We start from the raw sequence: 21,013 nt of genomic DNA, 5'->3' as shown, positions 1-21,013 counted from the left end.
CATGGGCCCGCATCAAGCCTGTCACAGCCCTTTTCGGGACCTTTCGGGACCCCGGCCCCCCTCCGGGGGATTCAGCAGCCGTCGTACCCCGCGGTCGGCATGGAGAGTCCGCGGTGGACGCCGGCCTTCGTGCGCGCCGTGTACACGGGCTCCTCCAGGTCGGCGAATTCCAGACGGACGCCCTGGTCCTCGCACTCCGCGGCGAAGCCCCCGGCCGAGGCGGGCGCCCGCGCGAGCACCCGGTCGTTGGCTGCCACGAAGACCTCGACCTGCCCGTCCCCCGAGCCCTGCCACGGCGCGCGGTGGTCGGGGCGCAGCCCGTGGACGCGGAGCTGGCGGGTGACGACGTACCCCCGGTCCGCGGCCCAGCGGGCGCACAGGGGGTCGACGAGGAAGGGGTCGCCGTCGAGCTCCTCCAGCGGTGTGAGGCTGGCGATGGCCGCCACCCGTACGTCTGCGACGACGTCGTCCATGAACGGATCCCCCCGCACTCGGATACTGACCCCGACCCTACCCCCGCCGTAGCACTCCGTAACCGTCGACAGCCGGACCAGGACCGGTGTGAAGGGGCGCTCAGGCGTGGGAAGGGCGCAGAGCGCCTACCCTCGTACGCGTACGGGAACGGCGTGGAGGAGGAGGCGGGGCGGTGGAGGTCACCTGGTGGGGTCATGCCACCTGCACCATCGAGGACACCGGGGTCCGGGTACTGACCGACCCTCTGTTCGCGCGGCGCTTCGCGCACCTGCGCCGCCGCCGGGGCGAGCTCCCGCCGCCCGAGGCCGCGGTCGCCGACGCGGTGCTGATCTCCCACCTCCACTCCGACCATCTGCATCTCCCCTCCCTGGCCCGTCTCGCCCCCGGCAGCCGGCTGATCGTGCCCCGGGGTGCCGTCGGGGCCGTCCCGGGCCTGCGGCTGCTGCGCCGGCTCCGCGGGCTGCGTGTCACCGAGGTCGGGCCGGGGGACGTGGTGCGGGTCGGCGAGATCCTGGTCCGCGCGGTCCCGGCCCTGCACGACGGACGCCGCCTGCCGCTCGGCCCGCACCGGGTACCCGCTCTCGGGTACGTCGTCGAGGGCGAGGCCCGCACCTACTTCGCCGGGGACACCGGGCTGTTCGGCGACATGGCCGAGGCGGTGGGACCGGTGGACGTCGCGCTGCTGCCGGTCGGCGGCTGGGGGCCCAACCTGGGCCACCACCACCTGGACGCGACGCGCGCGGCACAGGTGCTGACGATGCTGGAGCCGCGGTCGGCGGTGCCGGTGCACTACGGCACGTACTGGCCGATCGGGATGGACGGGGTCCGGCCGCACGAGTTCCACTCGCCGGGGGACGAGTTCGTGCGGCAGGCGGCGCGGGTGGCACCGGACGTGGCGGTGCACCGGCTGGGGCACGGCGAGCATGTGAGGCCGGTGGCCCGTAGGTGATAGAGGAAGTGCTGCGGCAGCTGCCGACGGAGTCGACGCAGCAGGTCGTCGGCTATCCGACGTTGTTCCTGCTCGTGGCGGTGGGGTCGCTGGTGCCGGTGGTACCGACGGGGGCCCTGGTGAGTACGGCGGCCGTGGTGACGTTGCACCAGACGTCACCGTTCGCCCTGCTCGTGGTCTTCGCCGTGGCCTCCGGGGCGGCGTTCCTCGGGGACATCTGCCTCTACTGGCTGGGGCAACGCGGGGTGCGGTCCAGGAACGGTTCGAAGTGGCTGGAGGCGATCACCCGCCGGGCCGCCCCCGAGCGGCTCGCGCAGGCGCAGAGGAAGCTGGACGAACACGACACGATGGTGCTCGTGCTGTCCCGGCTGGTGCCGGCCGGGCGCATCCCGGTGATGCTGGCCTGTCTCCTCGGCCGGATGCCGCTGAAGCAGTTCGCCCGCGGGGACGTGCCCGCCTGTCTGGCCTGGGCGGCGACGTATCAGCTGATCGGGATCCTGGGCGGCTCGCTGTTCGCCGAGCCGTGGGAGGGCGCTCTGGCCGCGGTCGTGCTGACGGTGCTGATCAGCGGGACGCCGGCGCTCTGGCGGCGGCTGCGGGCGCGCATGGCCGGCTGAGCGGCGGGAGCGCGGGCCGGACACGGCCGGGCTTCCGGAGCGGTCAGGCGTCCAGGACACGTGAGCCGCCGACCGGCAGGTCCCAGAGGTCGGTGCGGGGGTGTCCGGCGCGCTGCCAGGCGGTGCGGAGCCGGGTCAGCGGTTCGAGCACCGGTTCGGCGGAGAGCACGAACGTCGCCCAGTGCATCGGGGCCATGGCGCGGGCCCCCAGGTCCTCGAAGGCCTGTACGGCCTCTTCGGGGTCGGTGTGCACGTCCGAGAGCCACCAGCGCGGTTCGTACGCCCCGATCGGCAGGATGGCCAGGTCGAGGCCGGGATAGCGGCGGCCGATCTCCTCGAACCAGTGGCCGTAGCCGGTGTCCCCCGCGAAGTAGAGGCGCCGCCCCCGCGCGTCGCCGATCACCCAGCCGCCCCAGAGGGACCGGCAGGTGTCCAGGAGGGTGCGCTTGGACCAGTGGTGGGAGGGCACGAAGTCGAAGCGGACCCCGCCCAGTTCCGCCGACTCCCACCAGTCGAGCTCGGTGACGCAGGTGAAGCGGCGGCGCCGGCACCAGCGGCCGAGGCCCGCGGGGACGAAGAGGGGGGTGTCCCTCGGGAGCCTGCGGAGCGTGGGGGCGTCGAGGTGGTCGTAGTGGTTATGGCTGATCAGCACCGCGTCGATGTGCGGCAGTTCCTCCCAGGGGACACCGACGGGGGTGATCCTGGCGGGGGTGCCGAGGATCCGCCGCGACCAGACCGGGTCCGTGAGGACGGTGAGTCCGCCGATGCGCACGATCCAGCTGGCGTGTCCGGCCCAGGTGACGGCCAGTGTGTCACTGTCCACGGCGGGCAGCGGCTGGGGGGCGTAGGGCAGCCGGTGGATCCCGCGGAGCCCCTCGGCGTTGGGCCGGAGGGCGCGCTCCCTGGCCAGACGGGTCATGCCCCTGACACCCGGGAGCGGGGCCGTGAGCCGGTCGGCGAAGGTGCGGGGCCAGGTCCGGAGCTCGCCGAGACGGCGCGGAGCGGCGGCGGGACGCCCCGGGGGCGCGTGGCCGGCTCCGGCGAACGGACGCTCGGTCTGTTCCGTCATCGAGAGGCTCCTGTCATCGGAGTTCATCGAGGGCTGCTGCGAAAATGCTCAGTGCTCTGGCGACATGGGGCAATTTCAAGGGCTCCACCGCAGTGAGGGACTCCGTCTGCTGCTCCGGGGTTGAGCCGAGCAGCGGTCCGGTGCTCAGCCGCACCCGCAGTGCGCCCAGTTCGTCGCCGAAGCGGTGTCCGCCGGGAGCGGGGGCGCCGAGCCGTTCCGTCAGGTACTCCTCCAGCTCCATCGAGTCCGTGACGCCCCGGGCGGCCAGCCGGGTGCGCAGCGGGCCGAGGTCGGCGTAGAGATGACGGCCGGCCTGCGGCGGTCTGGCCAGTGCGCCGACGGTGAGCACCGCCCGGTGTGCGGCGGAGGCCACCTGGGCCTGGAGGCGGGCCGCCTGCCGGATCCGGGCCGTGACGGCCTCGGGTTCGCCCAGCGCGTGGGCGGCGGCCCTGGCGACCGGTTCGGCGACCAGGGCGCCGAGCGCGGTGAGGATGTCGAGCACCCGGGCACGGCGCGCGGCGGCGCGCGCGGTGGCCGGGAAGCGTGCGACGGCGACCGGCCAGGCGGACGGGGTGAGCGCTCCGGCCAGGTCGGACAGGACGGTGACGTCGTCGGGGCACATCTCGGCGGGGCTGAGCAGGACGGTGTCGTGCGGCCGGTGCAGGGTGTCGCGCCAGGTCTCGTCGCTGACGATGTGCAGCCCCTCGGAGACCGCGGCCTCGCACGCCTCGCGCACGAGCTCCGGCGGGGCGAGGGTCGCGGTCGGGTCGTCGGCCACGGAGAGCAGGAGCAGTCGGGGCCGGCCGCCCTCGGCGCGCACCCGGCGCACGGTCTCCAGCAGGGCGTACGGGTCCGGGATGCCGCCGCACTCGGCGGGCGTCGGCACGTGGTAGGCGGGCCGGCCCAGCAGCCGGGCCTGCGGCGTCCACGTGGCGGGGCAGGGCCGGGGCATGAGCACATCGCCGCCGTGGGCGGCGATCAGCGCGAGGAGCAGGGGCTGGGCGCCCGGGGCCGCCGCGATGCCGTCGGGGCCGCCGTGCAGGCCCCGGCGGCCCCAGTAGCCACAGGCCGCCTCCCGCAGGATCGTTCCGCCACCCGGCGGCTCGGGACGGGTACGCGCGGCGGAAGCGGCCAACACGCCGACGAGCTCGGGCAGCACCGGGAGACCGGGATCGGGGGCGGGCGGCCCGTACCGGACCGGGCCGTGGTCCTCCCCGAGGGGGTGGGGCCGCGTCCGCTCGCTCCCGTGCATCCCGGGGCCTCCCTCCGCCTGCGTAGCCCTCAGGCCCCTTTATACGGAGGTTCCCCGGCGTCCGCCCGCGCACCGGCTGCGGAAAGCGGCAGAAATACGCATCCCGGCCACCGGGCGCTCATCCGGCGAACGGCGTCCCCGGCAGACCCTGCCCCGCGTCCGGCAGGACGAGCAGGGAGCCCGACAGCGGGTGGGGGGCGTCCAGGCCCGTCCGGGCGGTGGACACGTACAGGTCGCGGAGACCGGGCCCGCCGAACGCGCACGCCGTGGGGCGCCGGACCGGCAGCTCCACGACCCGGTCCAGCCGGCCGTCGGGGGTGTAGCGCCGTAGTGCCGCACCGTCCCAGAAGGCGACCCACACACAGCCCTCGGCGTCCACGGTCAGCCCGTCGGGCCACCCGGCCCCCTGTCCGACGTCGGCGAAGGGGCGCCGGTTCAGGACGCGCTCTCCGTCCACGTCGAAGACGTCGACACGCCGCGTGGGGGTGTCGACGTAGTACATCAGCCGGCCGTCCGGGCTCCATCCGGTGCCGTTGCTGACCGTCACCGCGTCCTGGACGCGGCTCACCGCGCCGTCCGGGGCGATCCGGGACAGGCTGCCGCCCCCTTCCGCCTCGTCGTAGCGCATGGTGCCCGCCCAGAGAGCGCCGTCCGGAGCCACCGCCGCGTCGTTGCCCCGCCGCCCCGGGACGGGGTCGTGGACCAGCCACGCGAAGGAGCCGTCGGCGTCGTACAGTCCCGCGCCGTCCCGCAGGACGACCACCAGGCCGCCGCCGGACCGCGGCTTCGCCGCTCCCACGTGCTGCCCCGTGGCCATGACCGTACGGCGACCGGTCGACGGCTCGTAGGTGTGGACGCGGGCGGAGAGGATGTCGACCCAGATCAGGCGCCCTGCGGCCTGGTCCCAGGTGGGGCCTTCGCCCAGCTCCGCCTGCTCCCGCACGGCGACGGCCACCTCGGGAGACCTGCTCACATCTGGCTCCGGTGGTGTCCCAGCCGACCGGACAGCGCGTCGGCGCCGCCCGCCGCGAGCTGCGCGAGTTCCGCCTCGCGCTCCTCGCTCCAGCGGATCATCGGTACGGAGATGGAGAGCGCGGCGACGACCCGCCCGGACCGGTCCCTGACAGGCGCGGCCACACAGCTGACGTCGGGGTTCGACTCCCGGTGCTCGACCGCTATGCCCCGCTTGCGGACAACAGCGAGCGCGGCCCTCAGCTCGCCGGGTTCGGTGAGGCTGTTGTCGGTCATGGCGATGAGCTCGCGTCCGTCGAGTCGGACGTCGAGCTCCGGCTCCGGCAGCGCGGCGAGCAGCAGCTTGCCGACGGAGGTGCAGTGGGCGGGGAGCTTGCGGCCGGCGGCCGAGACCATGCGGACGGCGTGGGTGGAGTCCACCTTGGCGATGTAGATCACCTCGGTGTCCTCCAGGATCGCCACGTGGACGGTCTCGCCACAGGTCTCGGCGACCTCGCGGGCGACCTGCTGGCCCTCGGCCGCGAGGTCGAGCTGCTCGGCGTAGCGGCTGCCGAGCTGGTAGGTACGCACGCCCAGCCGGTAGCGGCCGGGTTGCTCCGGGACCGTGACCAGGTAGGACCGTGCGGCGAGCGTGGTGAGCAGTTCGTGGACGGTGGTCCGCGGCAGTTGGAGCTTGCGCGTGACCTCGGGAGCGGACAGGGTTCCCTCGCCCTGGAGGAAGAGTTCGAGAACATCCAGCGCCCTGGTCACCGCAGGGACGAGTCGCCCCATGATCGCCCGCCAATCTCGTTCGACACTCCGGCCAATGGCCGGAATCACGAACGCAGGCTAACGGCAGGGAACTTGTCCGGGCAACGCCCGCGGTACGACGGAGCGGGCCGGAGAGGGGCAAACCACCGCACTTCGCATGTTTCACCCGGGAGTCCGGCGGGATTCGACCAGGAGCCGATCGGGCGGCCTGCGCGCGCCTCCTGGTTCACCACCCGGTCGCAGGGTATTCGCTGTCCCATGTCGACAACGAGCAGTCTCCCTCCTCCCGGCCGCATGCGGGCCTGGTTCCACCAGCGCGACCTTGCCGTGTTCCAGCGCGTGGCCGAAAGACACTGGCCCGGCGCCGAGCCGGTCCTGCCACGGCTGAGCCGCAGCGCCAACCACGGCCTGCTGTGGTTCGGGGCCGCCGCGGGGATGGCCGCGCTGGGCTCCAGCGCGAGGTCCCGCAGGGCGGCGCTGCGCGGAGTGGCCTCGCTGGCCGTGGCCTCTGCCGCGATCAACACCGTGGGCAAGGGCGCGATCCGCCGAGAGCGCCCGATAGTGGACCTGGTCCCGGTCATAAGGCAGCTGAAGCGCCAGCCGTTCACCACGTCCTTCCCTTCGGGGCACGCGGCGTCCGCCGCGGCCTTCGCGACGGGCGTCGCCCTGGAGTCCAAGGGATGGGGCGCGGTCGTCGCCCCGGTGGCGCTGGCGGTGGCCGCGTCACGCGTCTACACCGGCGTCCACTATCCGAGCGATGTCGTCGCCGGTGCGGCGCTCGGCGTAGGGGCGGCGTTCGCCCTGCGGGGCGTCGTACCGACCCGTGGACAGCTGCCCGCCCCGGGTCGGCCGCCGGCCGAGGCCCCGGCCCTGCCGGACGGCCGGGAACTGGTCGTGGTCGTCAACCGGGAGTCCGGGTCCGCGACCGCGGCGGCGGCCGTGATCCGCGACGCGCTGCCGCTCGCGGAGACGGTGGAGTGCGCCCCCGCCGACCTGTCCGCGTGCCTGGAGAAGGCGGCACGGGAGGGCAGGGCTCTGGGCGTGTGCGGCGGCGACGGAACCGTCAACATGGCGGCGGCCGTCGCGGCGACCCATGGCGTGCCGCTCGCCGTGTTCCCCGGCGGGACCCTCAACCACTTCGCCTACGACCTCGGCATCGAGACCGTGCACGAGACGGCGACGGCACTCACCGCGGGCGACGCGGTCCGGGTCGATCTGGGCCGGTTCCGGCCGGGCCCGCAGGGGCCGGGCGGGGCGCACGGCTACTTCCTCAACGCCTTCAGCCTGGGCGTCTACCCGGAGCTGGTGCGGACGCGCGAGCACTGGGCGCCCAGGATCGGGGGCTGGCCAGCGGGTGTGCTCGCGGCCTTCGAGGCGCTCCGCGGCGCCCGCCCGCTGACCGCCGAACTACAGGGAAGGCGCAGGCCGTTGTGGCTGCTCTTCGTGGGCAACGGACTGTTCCAGCGGGTGGGCCCCGCTCCGGGCCGCCGGCACAACCTGGCGGACGGACTGCTGGACGTACGCGTGGTCCACGGCGGCCGGACCCCCGGACTCCGGCTGCTCGCCGCGGCGATCGCCGGCCCCCTGACGCGGTCACCCGTCCATGCGGCCGTACGGCGCCGCAGGGTGAAACTGGCCGGCCTCACCCCGGGCACCCCGTACGCCTACGACGGTGAAGTCGCGCACTCCGGAGAGGAGTTGCTGATCGACAAACTGCCGGAGGCGCTGACGGTGTACTGCCCGATGCCGGTGTAGCTGTCCACATCTCAAGACACCCATCTCAGGATACGACACCGCGGCGTACCTTTGGTCCATCGCCTGCGACTGAGGTCCGAGAGAGGACGTACGGCCATGCCGAAGGAATCCGCCGTCTACACCCACGGCCACCACGAGTCGGTGCTGCGCTCGCACCAGTGGCGCACCGCCACCAACTCGGCCGCCTACCTCATCGCCGAACTCCGCCCCGGCCAGGCGGTTCTGGACGTCGGCTGCGGGCCGGGCACCATCACCGCGGACATCGCCGCGCTGGTGGAGCCCGGCCGGGTGACCGCTGTCGACACCAGCCGCGGCATCCTGGACCGCGCGGCGGCTGCGGCCTCCGAACGCGGTCTGGACAACGTGGAGTTCGCCATTGCGGACGTCCACTCACTGGACTTCCCCGACGACTCCTTCGACGTCGTCCACGCCCATCAGGTGCTCCAGCACGTGGGCGATCCGGTGCAGGCACTGCGCGAGATGCGGCGCGTGGCCCGGCCCGGCGGCGTCGTCGCGGTCCGCGACAGCGACTACGCGGCGATGACCTGGTATCCGGAAGTAGCCGGGATGCGGGAGTGGCAGGAGCTGTACGACCGGGTGGCCCGCGCCAACGGCGGCGAGCCCGACGCGGGCCGCCGGCTCCTGTCCTGGGCCCGGCGGGCCGGCTTCACCGACATCACCCCGACGGCGGCGGCCTGGTGCTTCGCCACCCCCGAGAACCGCGCCTGGTGGAGCGGACTGTGGGCGGACCGCACGACCGCGTCTGTGTACGCGAAGCTGGCGGTGGACGGCGGGCACGCGAGCCCGGACCAGCTGACGGAGATCGCGGAGGCCTGGCGCGCCTGGGGCGAGGAACCCGACGGATGGTTCATGGTGCCGCACGGCGAGTTGCTCTGCCGGGTCTGATCCGGCGGTGGGAGCGGGAACCGATCACATCGCGCCGGGTCGGCAACTACCCTCGTGGGCATGGAGATCCTGGGAACCACGCTGCGTATCTGCGTCGACGACCTGGAGGCCTCGGTGGCCTTCTACGAGGGGCTGACCAGCACTCCGGCCCTGCGCTTCGAGCGCGGCGGGGTCTCGGTGGCCGCCATCGGCTGCTTTCTGCTGATGAGCGGTCCCGAGGCGGAGCTGGAGGTGTTGCGCAAGGTGTCGGCGACGATCGCGGTGAAGGACGTCGACGAGGCCAACGCGGCACTGACCAGGGTGGGTGCGAAGGTCATCGCGGGCCCGGTACCCACCCCGGTGGGCCGCAACCTGATCGCTCTCCACCCGGACGGCTCGGTCTTCGAGTACGTCGACCGCAACGTGTCCGCATGAGCGCGGCCGGCCGCGGCTGAGACGGCTCGTCCGTGGGCCTGGACGAGGGGTCCGGCCGGCGGGGGCCTCGGCCACCGCCGGGACCCCCGGTCGGTCACCGGGCCGGCGGTTCCGGCTCGGCATCCTCGCCGCCCAGGACCGGGGTCGTCCCGGCTTTCAGCGGTTGCCCCCGCACCTTTCCGGCCGGTCCGCACCCGCTCGGACGACCGTGCCGGAGTCCTGCGCGGCGACGGCGTCCCTGGCACGGTCCGCCACGGCGGCGACGGTCACCGGCGGGTTGCAGTCGGCCGTGGCGCCCGGGGATCAGGGCGCCGTCGAGGTCGCACGGACCGCGTCGGCCTCGTCCGTGCGACGCTCCCGCGGCCGCCGAACGCCCGTGGAGACACCTCGCCTGCCCGACGGCGGCTCCGTCCACGCCCTGCTGCGGACGCACGGTCAGCCGAGCGTCCTGGCGGCGCACTCGGTGACGACGGTCCGGAGACTGCCCGAGCCCCGGAACAGCTCCCGCTGGACCTGGGCACCGGTGCCCAGGTCCAGCACGCTCCGCAGCGCCCTCTCCGCCGGCGCGAGGTCCCCGCTGTCCTCCAGGGCGTCGCCCACATGGGCCAGCAGCGCCCGTGCGACGTCGGCGGCGGGCTCGGGGCTCATGGTGAGGGGATGGAGCAGGCTTCCTTCCAGCCCCGATCGCGCGGCCTGCCAGGAAGCGACGCGCAGGAGGCTCACCGCGACCGGGTCCGGCGGGTCACCGGTCCGCCAGGCGCGTGCGGCCGTCTCGACCAGGCCGCGGACCAGCGTGGCGAGCAGCACGGTGACGGCCGGATCCAGGCATACGTCCGCCACCCTGATCTCCACGGTGGGATAGCGGTGCGAGAGGCGCGCGTCGAAGTAGATCATTCCCCTGTCGCGCAGGACCGTGGTGTCGACCAGGGTCCTGACCTGCTGGTGGTAGCGGTACGCGGATCCGAACACCTCCACCGGTCCTGCCGACGGCCACCGGCCCCAGACCCTGTTGCGGTAGCTGCCGTACGCGGTGTCCTGCCCCTGCCAGAAGGGGGAGTTCGCGCTCAGCGCCAGCAGGACCGGCAGCCAGGGGCGCACCCGGTCGAGCACGGCGACGCCCTCCTCGTCCGACTCCACGGACACATGGACATGGCAGCCGCAGGTCAGCTGCTCCTGTGCGGTCAGTCCGAACCGCTGAGCCAGCCACCGGTACCGTTCGTCCTCCCCGATGGCGGGGCCGGCCGGAACCGGAGACGTCGCGAGGGCCGCCACCGTCGCGCCCGCCTCGGCCGCGCTGCGGGCGGCCTCCGCCCGCCGGCGACGGATCTCCTCGGCGAGATCGCTCATCGCCTCACGCGGCTCGGTGCCGAACTCCAGTTGCTGGTCGTGCAGTTCCGACTCGAACGCGGAGCCACCCCCGGCACGGCGCTCCGCCAGGGCCAGTACCGCTGTCGACACGGTCCGGGGGTCACCGCTCTCCGCGTCGACGAGCAGGAGCTCTTCCTCGACTCCGACAGTACGCACGTCCGTGTCCTCTCCGCCGCCCGCCGCCGTCCGGTACTCCGGAGCGGGTGATGAACACGCGCGTACCCCCGGCGGCACCTTTCAGGCCGGGCGCACACCCACCCGGCGGAAGACGGTGCACCACCGGGCTGCGGGGCGGCGAGGAGCGCGCCGGAGTGTCACCCGGCGCGCTCCTCGCCCCCGGCCGGCCGGGGGCGCGCTACCGTGCGGCGCGCCTGCGGAAGAGATAGGCCCCGCAGAGCCCGCCGGCCACGAAGACCCCCAGCAGCGCCGCCCAGAGCGGCATCGTGACCTTGGGGATGATGACGCGGATGGTGACGTCCCCCGTGTTCACGCAGATGAAGACGATCGTCAGCACCGCCAGCACCGTCACGGCGATCCTGGCCGGGGTGAAGGCGCTCGAGTTACCGCTGGATACGTCCTTGGGGCTCATGAGCCGCCCTCCCTGGGTCCTGGTGCCGGGGCCGGGGAACGGCGGGTCCCCGGACCTCAGGATGACTCCGTCCCGGGTCCGGGGAGCTGTGGAGCAGGGCCGTTCGGGTGACGGTCAGCCGACCACGGGGAGCTCCAGCACTCCGGTGTCCTGGGGAGCGCTGACGACGGTGACCGGTTTGACGCCCCGGTTGCCGAAGTACGCCGTGTCGCTCCCGGCGATCACGAAGCGCAGCCGGTGTCCGGCCTCGTAGCGGTGCACGATACCGGGCAGCTCGACGGTGAAGGGGCGGGTCACGTCGGGGACGCGCACCGGGGCGACCAGGCGGTTCACCAGTTTCTGGGTCCCGTCGGGCGCCACGTCGTAGACCTTCGCGAACAGGACGAGCTTGTCCGCGGCGTCGCCGCTGTTCTGGACTCGTTCCGTCTTCCGGGAGACGACCTTCAGGGTCGCCTTCGGTGCGCCGACGACGTCGACCGGGGCGGTCAGCGGGGCGCTGGTCCAGGCGAGGTGCGTGCCCTTGGTGTCGTACGGCGCCGGGTCGGGGAGTCCGATGATCCCGGCGAGGGAGCTCTCGGAGTGGCTGGTCGGCAGGGGCCAGTTGGTGTACTGGCGGCTGCCGCGGGTGACCTTCGCGCGGCTGTCCACGAGGGCGCCGTCGCCGGAGAGGTACATCGTGCGGGACGGGGCGGGTACGGCGTCCGCCGTGCCGTAGCCGCTCTCCCAGTCGCGGTAGTAGGCGAACTCGGGCCCGGTGACGGTGTCCTCGTCATGGTGGAGGTAGCGGTCGAACCAGGCGAGGATCCGCTGTCCGACGTAACTCGTCCCCAGGTTCCCCTGGCCGAGGTCGAGTTCGCCGGGGACCTGCCCGCCGCTGTGGCCCCAGGCCTGCCAGATCATCTTCGTCGTGGTGCCCTGGGCCTCCAGTGCCCGGTAGGTGGCGGTGGCCTCGTTGAGGTTGAACAGACTGTCGGCCTGCCCCTGGACCAGCAGGGTCGGCGCGGTGACTCCGGACAGGTAGGAGGCCGGTGAGACGCTCCGCGCGTACGTCAGCATCTCCTGCGTCGCGGCGGCGGGGTAGCGGCCGGAGTTCAGGAGGCGGATGGTGTCGCAGGCCTTCGCGGCGAAGTGCAGGCAGCGCAGACTGCCGAAGCGCGAGGGGTCCAGGCCAGGGACCAGAAGCGGCTGCGCCTCGCCCATCAGGTAGAAGCCGTTGGTCCACTGCCACTTGAAGACGCCGGGCGTGCCGGAGGAGACCCCTCGGGCCGCCCCGGTGCTGTTGGGGGCGAGCGAGTACGCCAGGTCGTTCCAGGTGATCAGGGGGACGAGCGCGTCGACCCGGTGGTCGGCGGAGGCGGTCGCCATCTGGATGGCGCCGCCGTACGAGCCGCCGATCATGCCGACCACGGGGTCGCCCGGTGCGTCGGAGGTGACGTAGTCGGCCTTGGTCCCGTCGTCGGCGGCCCGCGTGCCGGCGAGGAAGTCGACGAGTCCCGAGGCCGCCTTGCCGTCGATCGCCGGGTCGTCGAGCGTGATGAGGCAGCCGGACTCGCCGAAGCCCAGGCCCGAGTAGACGAGCGAGACGTATCCGCGCTCGGCGAAGGACCTGCCGATGACGTCGGTGGAGCCGTCGTCCTTGCTGCCGCCGAAACCGTTGGTGGCGAGGACGGCCGGGGCGGGGTGCTGCGCGTCGGCTCCGGCCGGACGGTAGAGGTCGGCGTCGACGGTGCAGGACCGCTCGCCGGCCCGCACGGTGAACTCCAGCGGGGTGACGGTGTACCGGTCCGCCGCCGACGCGGACGGAGGGGCCGTCAGGGCGAGCGGGGCGAGAAGCGCGGCCCCGGCGAGCAGGGTGAGGGGACGGCGGAACCTGGACACAGCACGCGACACATGGGCCTCCACACCGAGGACACATTACCGACCGGTAAGTACCGGGCCCGGCCCATGCTGTGACACACCTCATACCGCTGTCAACGCGCAGGAGCCGAGTTTCCCGAGATGATCCGCCCGCCGACAGGTCGTCAGACCAGCGCGGGCACCTGGGAGGTGAGCGTGCACCGGCCGCCGTCGGCCGGCGCGTCCAGCACCGCGGGCACGCCGAGCGGGACGGTCAGCGCCGTGGGGCCGTGGCCGAAGCCCAGCTCCTCGACGACCGGGATCCCGAGGCCGCCGAGCCGGTCGGCGAGCACGGCCCGCACCCCCTCGTAGGGTCCGCAGGCCTCCCAGGAGCCGCACACCACCCCGGATATCCCGTCGAGGGCGCCGATGCGCAGCAGCCGGGTGAGGATGCCGTCCAGCCGGTACGGCTCCTCCCCCGTGTCCTCGAGCACCAGGAGTCCGCCCCGGGCGGTGGTGCGGGCACCCGGAGTGCCGGCGTCGGCGGCGAGCAGGGTGGCGCAGCCGCCGAAGGTGATCCCCCGCGCCGTGCCGGGGACCAGCGCGGCCGCCCCGTCCAGTCCCAGGGTCCGCACCGACTCGGGCGCGAACAGGGTGGAGTGCAGGGCCTCCTGGGCGGCGGTGTCCTTGAGGAGCAGCTCGGTGCCGATCATCGGGCCGTGCAGGGTCGAGAATCCGGCCCGCAGGGCGAACGCCTCGTGCAGCACGGTGATGTCGCTGTATCCGACGAACACCTTGGGCCCGGCCGCCCGCATCGCGGACCAGTCCAGGAGGTCGACCATGCGGTGGGCGCCGTATCCCCCGCGGGCGCAGAACACGGCGTCCACGGACGGGTCGCACCAGGCGTCCTGGAGGTCCCGGGCACGGTGCTCGTCCGTACCGGCGAGGTGGTCGAGCTCCGGGTGGACGTCGAGGGCGTGGGGGGCCACGACGGGGTCGAGGTCCCAGCCGCGCAGCAGATCGAGGCCGCGCTCCATCCGTTCGGCGGGCACGGGACCGCTGGGGGCGACGACCGCGACCCGGGCGCCGGGGCGCAGCCGGGCCGGGCGGGCGAGGGGCTCCAGGGTCACTTCTTCAGCTCCAGCCGGGGTACGTCGGTGCGTTCGATGCCGAACGTCTGCGCGTACAGGGAGAGTTCCGCCTCCAGGGCCCGCTTCACGGTGTCGGCACGGCGGAAGCCGTGGCCCTCCCCCTCGAAGGAGAGGTAGGCGTGCGGGATTCCGCGGCCCTCGATCGCCGCGAGGAAGCGCTCGCACTGGACGGGCGGGCAGATCGGGTCGTCGAGCCCCTGGAGCAGCACGAACGGCGTGGTGAGCTCGTCCGTGCGGTGGACGGGCGAGCGCTCCCGGTACCGCTCGGGCACCTCGGCGTACGGGCCCACGAGCGATTCCAGGTACTGGGACTCGAAGTCATGCGTCTCGCCGGTGGCCCAGCCCTCCAGGTCGAGGATCGGGTAGCTGATGGCTCCGCAGGCGTACACGTCCGTCTGTGTGAGGGAGGCGGCCGTGGTCCACCCGCCGGCGCTGCCGCCCCGGATCGCCAGCCGGTCGCGGTCCGCCGAGCCCTCCTCGGCGAGCCCCAGGGCGACGGCCGCGCAGTCCTCCACGTCGACCACGCCCCACTGTCCGCGGAGCCGTTCGCGGTAGGCCCGGCCGTAGCCGGTCGAGCCGCCGTAGTTGACCTCGGCGACGCCGATGCCCCGGGAGGTGAAGTAGGCGATCTCCAGATCGAGCACGAGCGGGTCGCGGCCGGTGGGCCCGCCGTGCGCCCAGATGACGTACGGCGGCAGCTCACCGTCGGGCCCGGTGCGGTCGGGGTGGCGCGGCGGGTACACATGGGCGTGGATCTCGCGGCCGGCGGGCCCGGCGAAGGTGCGGATCTGCGGCTCGGGGCAGTAGGCGGGGTCGACCGCGTCCTCGTGGGGCACGCCGATCGTCCGGGTGTGGCCGGTGGCGGTGTCCAGCTCCACCACCTCGTACGACGTGTGGGGGCTGGCGGCGATGCCGATGACCCTGGTGTCCTGCACGGCGAGCGTCTCCGCCCACGCGGTCCAGGGGCCCACGGCGTCGACCAGTTCGCCCGTCTCCGGGTCGAGCACGCCGAGCCGGGTGGTGCCCCGGCCGTGGATGACGGCGATCAGCCCGTTGTCCAGGAGGTGGAACCAGCGCAGGCCGATCTTCCACATCGGCCCGCCGAACTCCTCGCTCCGGCCGGTGCAGAGCCGGCTCGCGGGAACGACCGCGCCCGCGACGGCGTCGGGCCTGAGCCGCTGGAGTTCCCACCAGCCGCCGACGTCCGACACGAAGAGCAGCGAGCCGTCCCGGTCCCACTCCACCTGCACGACCGACTCGTCGAGGTCGCCGGCCAGGGGCCGGACACCGGTGAAGTCCCCCTCCGCCGTGACCTCGGCCATCTTCACGACGGTGCCGTCCCACGGCATCCGCGGATGGTCCCATGCGATCCAGGCGGCCCTGCCGCCGTCGGGCGACAGCTTGGGTCCGGTGACGAACCGGTTGCCGCAGTCCGTGAGTTCGCGTACGGCGCCGCGGTCGTCCGCGGCCGATCCGTCCAGGGGTACGGCGGCGATCAACCGTCGCACGTCGGTGGGGGACTCCCCGGTGAACTCCTCCAGGACACACCACACTTCACCTCGCCCGAGGTGCAACTGAGGGTCCACCCAGCGCAGTCCGCCGCCGATGCCGGAGACCGGGGTGAGCGGCCACGGCGCGTCGGGGCCGTCCGGTGCGTAGGCGTAGAGCCGCTGGTCGGGGAAGTGGACGAAGACGACCAGCGGCCCGCCCTCCTCGCGCGCCCCGCCCGCCCAGGGCAATCCGCCGTACTCGATGACCCGGCTGCGCGGGTTCCACGGTTCGGGGAGCACCGACCGCGTGCCGCCGTCGGCCCTGCGGCGTACGAGCGCGCGCCGGCCTCCCTCGGCAGGGCGCGGTTCCGTCCACCACACCTCGTCGCCGACGGTGCCGACGAACTCCGGCCTGCCGTCGTGCGAGGCGGCGAGCTCCGCGTCGATCGGTGACGGCCATGTGCCGTACGCCGCTGTGGCCACCATGGTCGGTTCCCCCATTTCGTCAGGCGGTCCGGTTCCCCGGACGGTCGGGTCGGTCGGTGTGATGCGTGGTGCGGGTCGTCAGGCGGTGCGCAGGAACTGGTCCAGGACCCGCACACCGAAGTGCAGGGCCTCGACGGGGACCCGCTCGTCGACGCCGTGGAAGAGCGCCTGGTAGTCGAAGCCGACCGGCAGCTTGAGCGGGGAGTAGCCGTAGCCGGTGATGCCGAGGCGGGAGAACTGCTTGGCGTCCGTGCCGCCCGACATGCAGTAGGGGACGACGTGCGCCCCCGGGTCGAACAGCTCGATGGCCGTGCGCATCTTCCGGAACGTCGGCGAGTCGACCGGGGCTTCGAGGGCGACCTCACGGTGCTCGAACTCCCAGGTGACACCGGGGCCGGTCAGCCGGTCCAGCGTCTCGCGGAACTCGTCCTCGCCGCCGGGCACCATGCGCCCGTCGATCTGGGCGGAGGCGTGACCCGGGATCACGTTGACCTTGTAACCGGCTTCCAGAATCGTCGGGTTGGTGCTGTTGCGGACGGTCGGCTCGATCAGTGCGGCGGCAGGTCCGAGCTTGCCGAGGATCTCGTCCACGTCGAATCCGGGGGCGTCGGGGTCGACGCGGATGTGGTGGAGTGCGGCGATCTCGGTGAGTGCCGCCCGTACGGTCGGGGTCAGCCGTACCGGCCACTCGTGCGCACCGATGCGGGCGACGGCGGCGGCCAGCCTGGTGACGGCGTTGGCACGGTTGACCTTGGAGCCGTGGCCGGCCTTGCCCTCGGCGGTCAGCTTCAGCCAGCCCGTCCCGCGCTCCCCAGCCGCGACGGGGTAGAGCGACATGCCGGGTCCGGCGTGGAAGGTGAAGGCCCCCGACTCGCTGATGCCCTCGGTGCAGCCCTCGAAGAGCTCCGGGTGCCGGTCGGCGAGGAAGCCCGCGCCGTCGTTCGCGCTCGCCTCCTCGTCCGCCGTGTAGGCGATGACGATGTCGCGGCGCGGGCGCACACCCGCACGCGCCCAGGCCCGGACGACCGCGAGGATCATCGCGTCCATGTTCTTCATGTCGATGGCCCCGCGCCCCCATACGACACCGTCGCGCACCTCGCCGGAGAACGGGTGCACCGTCCAGTCGTCGGCCATGGCGGGCACCACGTCGAGGTGACCGTGGACGAGGAGGGCGTCGGCGGACGGGTCGGTGCCCTCGATCCGGGCGACGACGTTCGTCCGTCCCGGCGTGCGCTCCAGGAGCACGGGCTCCAGGCCGGCACCGGCCAGGCGCTCGGCGGCGTACTCGGCGGCCGGGCGCTCCCGGCAGCTGCCGTCGCCGCGGTTGGTCGTGTCGATCCGGATCAGCTCGGAGGTGAACGTCACCGACTCGTCGAGCGCACGCTCGTCCACCGGTCCGATGGGGTGGTCCGCCTCAGCCATACTGCTCCTCCACGGCGGCCGACACGATCGTCGTCACCGCCTTGAACATGCGAATACCTTCGTACATCGTCCCGCTCGTGTAGGCGACGCGCCTCTCTCCGCTGGGCGCCACGCCGGGGACCACGGTCGCGGCGGCCGCCAGGTGCTCGGCGTCGAACTCCAGCTCCACCGTGTAGGAGCCGCTCGTCACGGGTGCGTGGCGTACGGCGAGCGCGGTCGCCTCGGCGGCGGCGGCCCTGATGTCGGCGGCCGTACGGGCGGGGGTGCGGCACACGGCGGCGTAGCGCGACACGTGGTCCTTGACCGCGACCGTGCGTGCCTCGGGCGCGTAGCCGGCGGCGTCCACGCAGGTCAGGTCGTCGCCGGTGACCAGGATGACCGGCACGCCGTACTCCGCCGCGACATGGGCGTTGAGCAGGCCCTCACTGGCACGGACGCCGTTCAGCCAGACCCCGGTGATCGAGTTGGCGAGGTAGGTGTGGGCGAGCACGCCCTCCGTGCCGGCACCCGTGTGGTAGCCGACGAACGCCACGGCGTCGACGTCGCCGTGCTGGATGCCCTCGACCATGGAGAGCGACTTGTGCTTGCCGGTCAGCATCTGGACCCGCTCGTCGAGCCGCTCCAGGAACAGGTTGCGCATGCTCCAGTGCGCTTCGTTGACCAGCACCTCGTCCGCGCCCCCGTCGTAGAAGCCGAGCGCCGCGGCGTTCACGTCGGAGGTGAACAGGGAGCGGCACCGCTCCCACTGCGGGGTGCCGGGCAGCACATCGGCGGGCCAGGTCACTCCGGTGGCGCCCTCCATGTCGGCGCTGACGAGGATCTTCACGGTGCGCGGTCCTGTCCCTGGTCGGTCGCTCCTCCACCCGTCGCCGGGAAGAGGATCTTCGTGCCGGATCACGGTACGCGCCGGGACAGCGCCGGACCAGAGCCTCCGTGATCTGTCACTGGTCCAGTCCGGTGACGCCGTCCGCCGCCGGGGGGCCGGGCGGCGGACGGCCGGGGCCGGCGGCGGCGGACCGCTCGTGGGTCAGGGGCGGGCGGTGCCCTTGACGAGCTCCTCGATCCGGGCGAGTTCGTCGTCGCCGAACTCCAGGCCCCGGACGGCCTCGACGCTGTTCTCCAGCTGCGCGACACTGCTGGCGCCGACGACGGCGGAGGTGACCCGGCCGCCGCGCAGCACCCAGGCGAGCGCCATCTGGGCGAGGGACTGGCCGCGCTCCCGCGCCAGGCTGTTCAGCGCGCCCAGCCGGTCCACGAGGTCCGGGGTGACCGCCTCGGCGGAGAGGAAGGGGCTGCTCCCCGCCGCGCGCGATCCCTCCGGGATGCCGTTCAGATAGCGGTCCGAGAGGATGCCCTGCTCCAGGGGGGAGTAGGCGATGGAGCCGGTGCCCAGCTCGTCCAGGGCGTCCAGCAGCCCGTCCTCGACCCAGCGGTCCAGCATGGAGTAGCGCGGCTGGTGGATGAGGAGGGGGGTGCCCAGCCCGTCCAGGATGCGGGCGGCCTCGCGGGTCTGCTCGGCCGAGTAGTTGGAGACGCCCACGTAGAGCGCCTTGCCCTGGCGCACCGCCGCGTGGAGGGCGCCCATCGTCTCCTCGAGCGGGGTGTCGGGGTCGAAGCGGTGGGAGTAGAAGATGTCGACGTAGTCGAGGCCGAGCCGGGTCAGGCTCTGGTCCAGCGAGGAGCGCAGGCTCTTGGCCGAGCCCCACTCCCCGTAGGGGCCGTCCCCCATGTGGTAGCCCGCCTTGGTGGAGATGACCATCTCGTCCCGGAGTCCGGCGAAGTCCGTCCGCAGGGCGCGGCCCATGGCGGTCTCGGCGGAGCCCGGCGGGGGGCCGTAGTTGTTGGCGAGGTCGAAGTGGGTGACGCCGAGGTCGAAGGCCCTGCGGAGGATCTCGCCCTGGCTCTCGGGGGTCCGGTCGCCTCCGAAGTTGTGCCAGAGGCCGAGGGACAGCGCGGGGAGCAGCAGGCCGCTGCGTCCCGTACGCCGGTAGGGCATGGCGGTGTAGCGGTCGGCGGACGGAAGATACATGCGGGCACTCCACGGGACACGGCGTAGCGCGCCAGGTCTGGTGCGCGCTCCCCAGACTGGCGGAGATGGATCCAGCGGTCCAACAGGAGATTCCGCTGGGATTCATCGGATAAATTGCTCAATCATGGAACTGCGTCAGCTGGAGCACTTCGTCGCCGTGGCGGAGGAGCAGCACTTCACCCGGGCGGCCGAACGTCTGGCCGTCTCCCAGTCCGGGCTGTCCGCGTCGGTGCGCGCCCTGGAGCACGAGCTGAGGACACCGTTGTTCAGCCGTACGACGCGCACGGTCCGGCTCACCGAGGCCGGAGCCGCCCTGCTGGTGGAGGCGGAGCGCACGCTGGCCGGGGCCAGGGCCGCGCGGGACGCCGTCGACGCCGTACGGGGACTGCTGCGCGGCACGCTGACGCTGGGGGTGGAGCAGTGCGTGGCCGGGGTCAGCACGGCACGCCTGCTCGCGGCCTTCCACCGGGAGCACCCGCACATGGAGATCAGACTCCGGCAGGAGGGCACGTCCAGCCTGCTGGAAGGGGTGGCCGGAGGACGGCTGGACCTCGCCTTCGCCGCTACCGTGAGCCCGCCGGAGTGGCGGGGCGAGCTCGTGCCACTGGCACGGGAGCCGATGGTCGTCCTGTGCGCCCCCGGGCACCGGCTCGCCCGCGAGGGCGCGGCCGTGGAGTGGAGCGAGCTGCACGGCGAGTCGTTCATCGACTTCCACCCGGACTGGGGACCCAGGCGCGCCGCGGACGAGGCGTTCGCCGGGGCCGGGGCACGCCGCACCGTGGCGCTGGAGGTCAACGACGTGCACAGCCTGCTGGAGCTGGTCCACGAGGGCCTCGGCATCGCCGTCGTCCCGCACCACTTCTCCCGCAAGCCCGAGGCGCTCGGACTGGTAGCCCTGGAGCTCGGAGGGGCGGACCGGCCGGTCTACGAGAGCGTCGTCGTACTTCCTCCCGCACGGGCCATGAGCCCGGGGGCCAAGGCACTGATGACGCTGGTCCGGGAAGCCCCGCTGCGCTGACCGGGAGCGGTGGCCGCCTCGGTGCCGCTGATGGCCGCCGGCGCCTGGTGGGCGTCCGGGCACCCGGTGGGCGGGACGTTCGACCTGGACGGCATCCCGCTCGCCCAGGCGCTGTGGTCGGCGGGGTTCGTGCCGCTCCTGCTGCGCTTCCGGCCGCGCTTCGACGAGCTCGTGCGCCATCCGGTGGCCGACCGGACCGTGACGGTGTTCAACGCCCGTGCGGTCACGGTCTACCTCTGGCACGAGGTGGCGCTGATGGCCTCGGTGCCGGTGATCGACCTGATGTGGGAGGTGCCGGCGCTGGAGCGGCATCTGCCGGTGGAGAGCCTGTGGTGGCAGTTCGGGGTCGCCTGGGCACTGATCGCGGTCGCCGTGGCGTGCTTCGGCTGTGTCGAGGACGTAGCGGCGAGGCGGAGACCCCGCCTGCTCCCGTGAGAGCGGGGTGCGGGCGCCCCGCACGCACCCC

19 protein-coding genes and 1 pseudogene are annotated in these 21,013 nt (G+C 73.3%); 7 read left to right on the top strand and 13 right to left on the bottom strand.

The genetic code is table 11. The features are described from left to right. Positions 1 to 71 precede the first annotated feature (71 nt). Positions 72 to 473 carry a hypothetical protein gene (locus B9S57_RS06215; protein WP_103514508.1) on the bottom strand — a complete coding sequence of 134 codons (402 nt, stop codon included), beginning with the start codon at positions 471 to 473 and terminating at the stop codon, positions 72 to 74. A 173-nt stretch (positions 474 to 646) separates the two neighbouring features. Between B9S57_RS06215 and B9S57_RS06210 the strand changes: the two genes are divergently transcribed. After that, positions 647 to 1,423 carry an MBL fold metallo-hydrolase gene (locus tag B9S57_RS06210; protein ID WP_103514507.1) on the top strand — a complete coding sequence of 259 codons (777 nt, stop codon included), beginning with the start codon at positions 647 to 649 and terminating at the stop codon, positions 1,421 to 1,423. Further along, positions 1,420 to 2,040 carry a DedA family protein gene (locus B9S57_RS06205; RefSeq protein ID WP_103514506.1) on the top strand — a complete coding sequence of 207 codons (621 nt, stop codon included), beginning with the start codon at positions 1,420 to 1,422 and terminating at the stop codon, positions 2,038 to 2,040. Before B9S57_RS06210 ends, B9S57_RS06205 begins: the two co-directional genes overlap by 4 nt. A gap of 43 nt (positions 2,041 to 2,083) precedes the next feature. On the opposite strand, the gene B9S57_RS06200 is transcribed toward B9S57_RS06205, so the two are convergent. From B9S57_RS06200 to B9S57_RS06185, 4 genes are all read right to left on the bottom strand, one after another. Beyond that, a complete protein-coding gene (locus B9S57_RS06200) occupies positions 2,084 to 3,109 on the bottom strand; it encodes an MBL fold metallo-hydrolase (RefSeq protein ID WP_103514505.1) in 1,026 nt (341 codons plus the stop codon). Positions 3,110 to 3,122: 13 nt separating this feature from the next. Further along, positions 3,123 to 4,361: an aminotransferase class I/II-fold pyridoxal phosphate-dependent enzyme gene (locus B9S57_RS06195; protein ID WP_103514504.1), complete on the bottom strand. Its 1,239-nt coding sequence runs from the start codon at positions 4,359 to 4,361 to the stop codon at positions 3,123 to 3,125. A 118-nt stretch (positions 4,362 to 4,479) separates the two neighbouring features. After that, entirely contained in the window at positions 4,480 to 5,334 is an 855-nt protein-coding gene (locus tag B9S57_RS06190) for an SMP-30/gluconolactonase/LRE family protein (protein ID WP_103514503.1), read from the bottom strand. Next, the gene (locus B9S57_RS06185) at positions 5,331 to 6,104 is read right to left on the bottom strand and encodes an IclR family transcriptional regulator (protein ID WP_103514502.1); all 774 of its coding nucleotides are present in this window, start codon (positions 6,102 to 6,104) and stop codon (positions 5,331 to 5,333) included. Before B9S57_RS06185 ends, B9S57_RS06190 begins: the two co-directional genes overlap by 4 nt. Before the next feature lie 237 nt (positions 6,105 to 6,341). Between B9S57_RS06185 and B9S57_RS06180 the strand changes: the two genes are divergently transcribed. From B9S57_RS06180 to B9S57_RS06170, 3 genes are all read left to right on the top strand, one after another. Continuing rightward, entirely contained in the window at positions 6,342 to 7,838 is a 1,497-nt protein-coding gene (locus B9S57_RS06180; RefSeq protein ID WP_103514501.1) for a bifunctional phosphatase PAP2/diacylglycerol kinase family protein, read from the top strand. A 96-nt stretch (positions 7,839 to 7,934) separates the two neighbouring features. After that, a complete protein-coding gene (locus B9S57_RS06175) occupies positions 7,935 to 8,744 on the top strand; it encodes a methyltransferase domain-containing protein (RefSeq protein WP_103514500.1) in 810 nt (269 codons plus the stop codon). A gap of 60 nt (positions 8,745 to 8,804) precedes the next feature. Next, positions 8,805 to 9,158, top strand: a complete 354-nt coding sequence (locus B9S57_RS06170; RefSeq protein WP_103514544.1) for a VOC family protein — start codon at positions 8,805 to 8,807, stop codon at positions 9,156 to 9,158. A 435-nt stretch (positions 9,159 to 9,593) separates the two neighbouring features. On the opposite strand, the gene B9S57_RS06165 is transcribed toward B9S57_RS06170, so the two are convergent. From B9S57_RS06165 to B9S57_RS06130, 8 genes are all read right to left on the bottom strand, one after another. Beyond that, entirely contained in the window at positions 9,594 to 10,682 is a 1,089-nt protein-coding gene (locus B9S57_RS06165) for a glutamate--cysteine ligase (protein WP_103514499.1), read from the bottom strand. Positions 10,683 to 10,881: 199 nt separating this feature from the next. Beyond that, entirely contained in the window at positions 10,882 to 11,115 is a 234-nt protein-coding gene (locus B9S57_RS06160; protein ID WP_103514498.1) for a LapA family protein, read from the bottom strand. A gap of 114 nt (positions 11,116 to 11,229) precedes the next feature. Further along, positions 11,230 to 13,005, bottom strand: a complete 1,776-nt coding sequence (locus B9S57_RS06155; protein WP_258036244.1) for a CocE/NonD family hydrolase — start codon at positions 13,003 to 13,005, stop codon at positions 11,230 to 11,232. A gap of 131 nt (positions 13,006 to 13,136) precedes the next feature. After that, a complete protein-coding gene (locus B9S57_RS06150; protein ID WP_103514496.1) occupies positions 13,137 to 14,081 on the bottom strand; it encodes an LD-carboxypeptidase in 945 nt (314 codons plus the stop codon). Then, a complete protein-coding gene (locus tag B9S57_RS06145; protein ID WP_103514543.1) occupies positions 14,078 to 16,078 on the bottom strand; it encodes a prolyl oligopeptidase family serine peptidase in 2,001 nt (666 codons plus the stop codon). Before B9S57_RS06145 ends, B9S57_RS06150 begins: the two co-directional genes overlap by 4 nt. 78 nt (positions 16,079 to 16,156) lie before the next feature. Continuing rightward, positions 16,157 to 17,500, bottom strand: a complete 1,344-nt coding sequence (locus B9S57_RS06140; protein WP_103514495.1) for a M20/M25/M40 family metallo-hydrolase — start codon at positions 17,498 to 17,500, stop codon at positions 16,157 to 16,159. After that, on the bottom strand, positions 17,493 to 18,326 hold the full coding sequence (locus tag B9S57_RS06135; protein ID WP_103514494.1) for a M55 family metallopeptidase: 834 nt from the start codon (positions 18,324 to 18,326) through the stop codon (positions 17,493 to 17,495). The genes B9S57_RS06140 and B9S57_RS06135 overlap by 8 nt, the downstream gene beginning before the upstream one ends. 201 nt (positions 18,327 to 18,527) lie before the next feature. Further along, positions 18,528 to 19,529: an aldo/keto reductase gene (locus B9S57_RS06130; RefSeq protein WP_103514493.1), complete on the bottom strand. Its 1,002-nt coding sequence runs from the start codon at positions 19,527 to 19,529 to the stop codon at positions 18,528 to 18,530. Positions 19,530 to 19,653: 124 nt separating this feature from the next. Between B9S57_RS06130 and B9S57_RS06125 the strand changes: the two genes are divergently transcribed. Both B9S57_RS06125 and B9S57_RS06120 read left to right on the top strand, forming a co-directional pair. Continuing rightward, entirely contained in the window at positions 19,654 to 20,547 is an 894-nt protein-coding gene (locus tag B9S57_RS06125) for a LysR family transcriptional regulator (RefSeq protein WP_103514492.1), read from the top strand. A 6-nt stretch (positions 20,548 to 20,553) separates the two neighbouring features. Continuing rightward, a pseudogene (locus B9S57_RS06120) lies at positions 20,554 to 20,982 on the top strand (acyltransferase); the annotation flags it as partial. Positions 20,983 to 21,013: the final 31 nt, after the last annotated feature.

This window comes from Streptomyces sp. SM10, assembly GCF_002910915.1.
In the GTDB taxonomy this organism is placed as follows: Bacteria; Actinomycetota; Actinomycetes; order Streptomycetales; family Streptomycetaceae; genus Streptomyces.
Note: the sequence above shows the minus strand (reverse complement) of the source record. Positions and strands in the feature narration are given on the sequence as shown.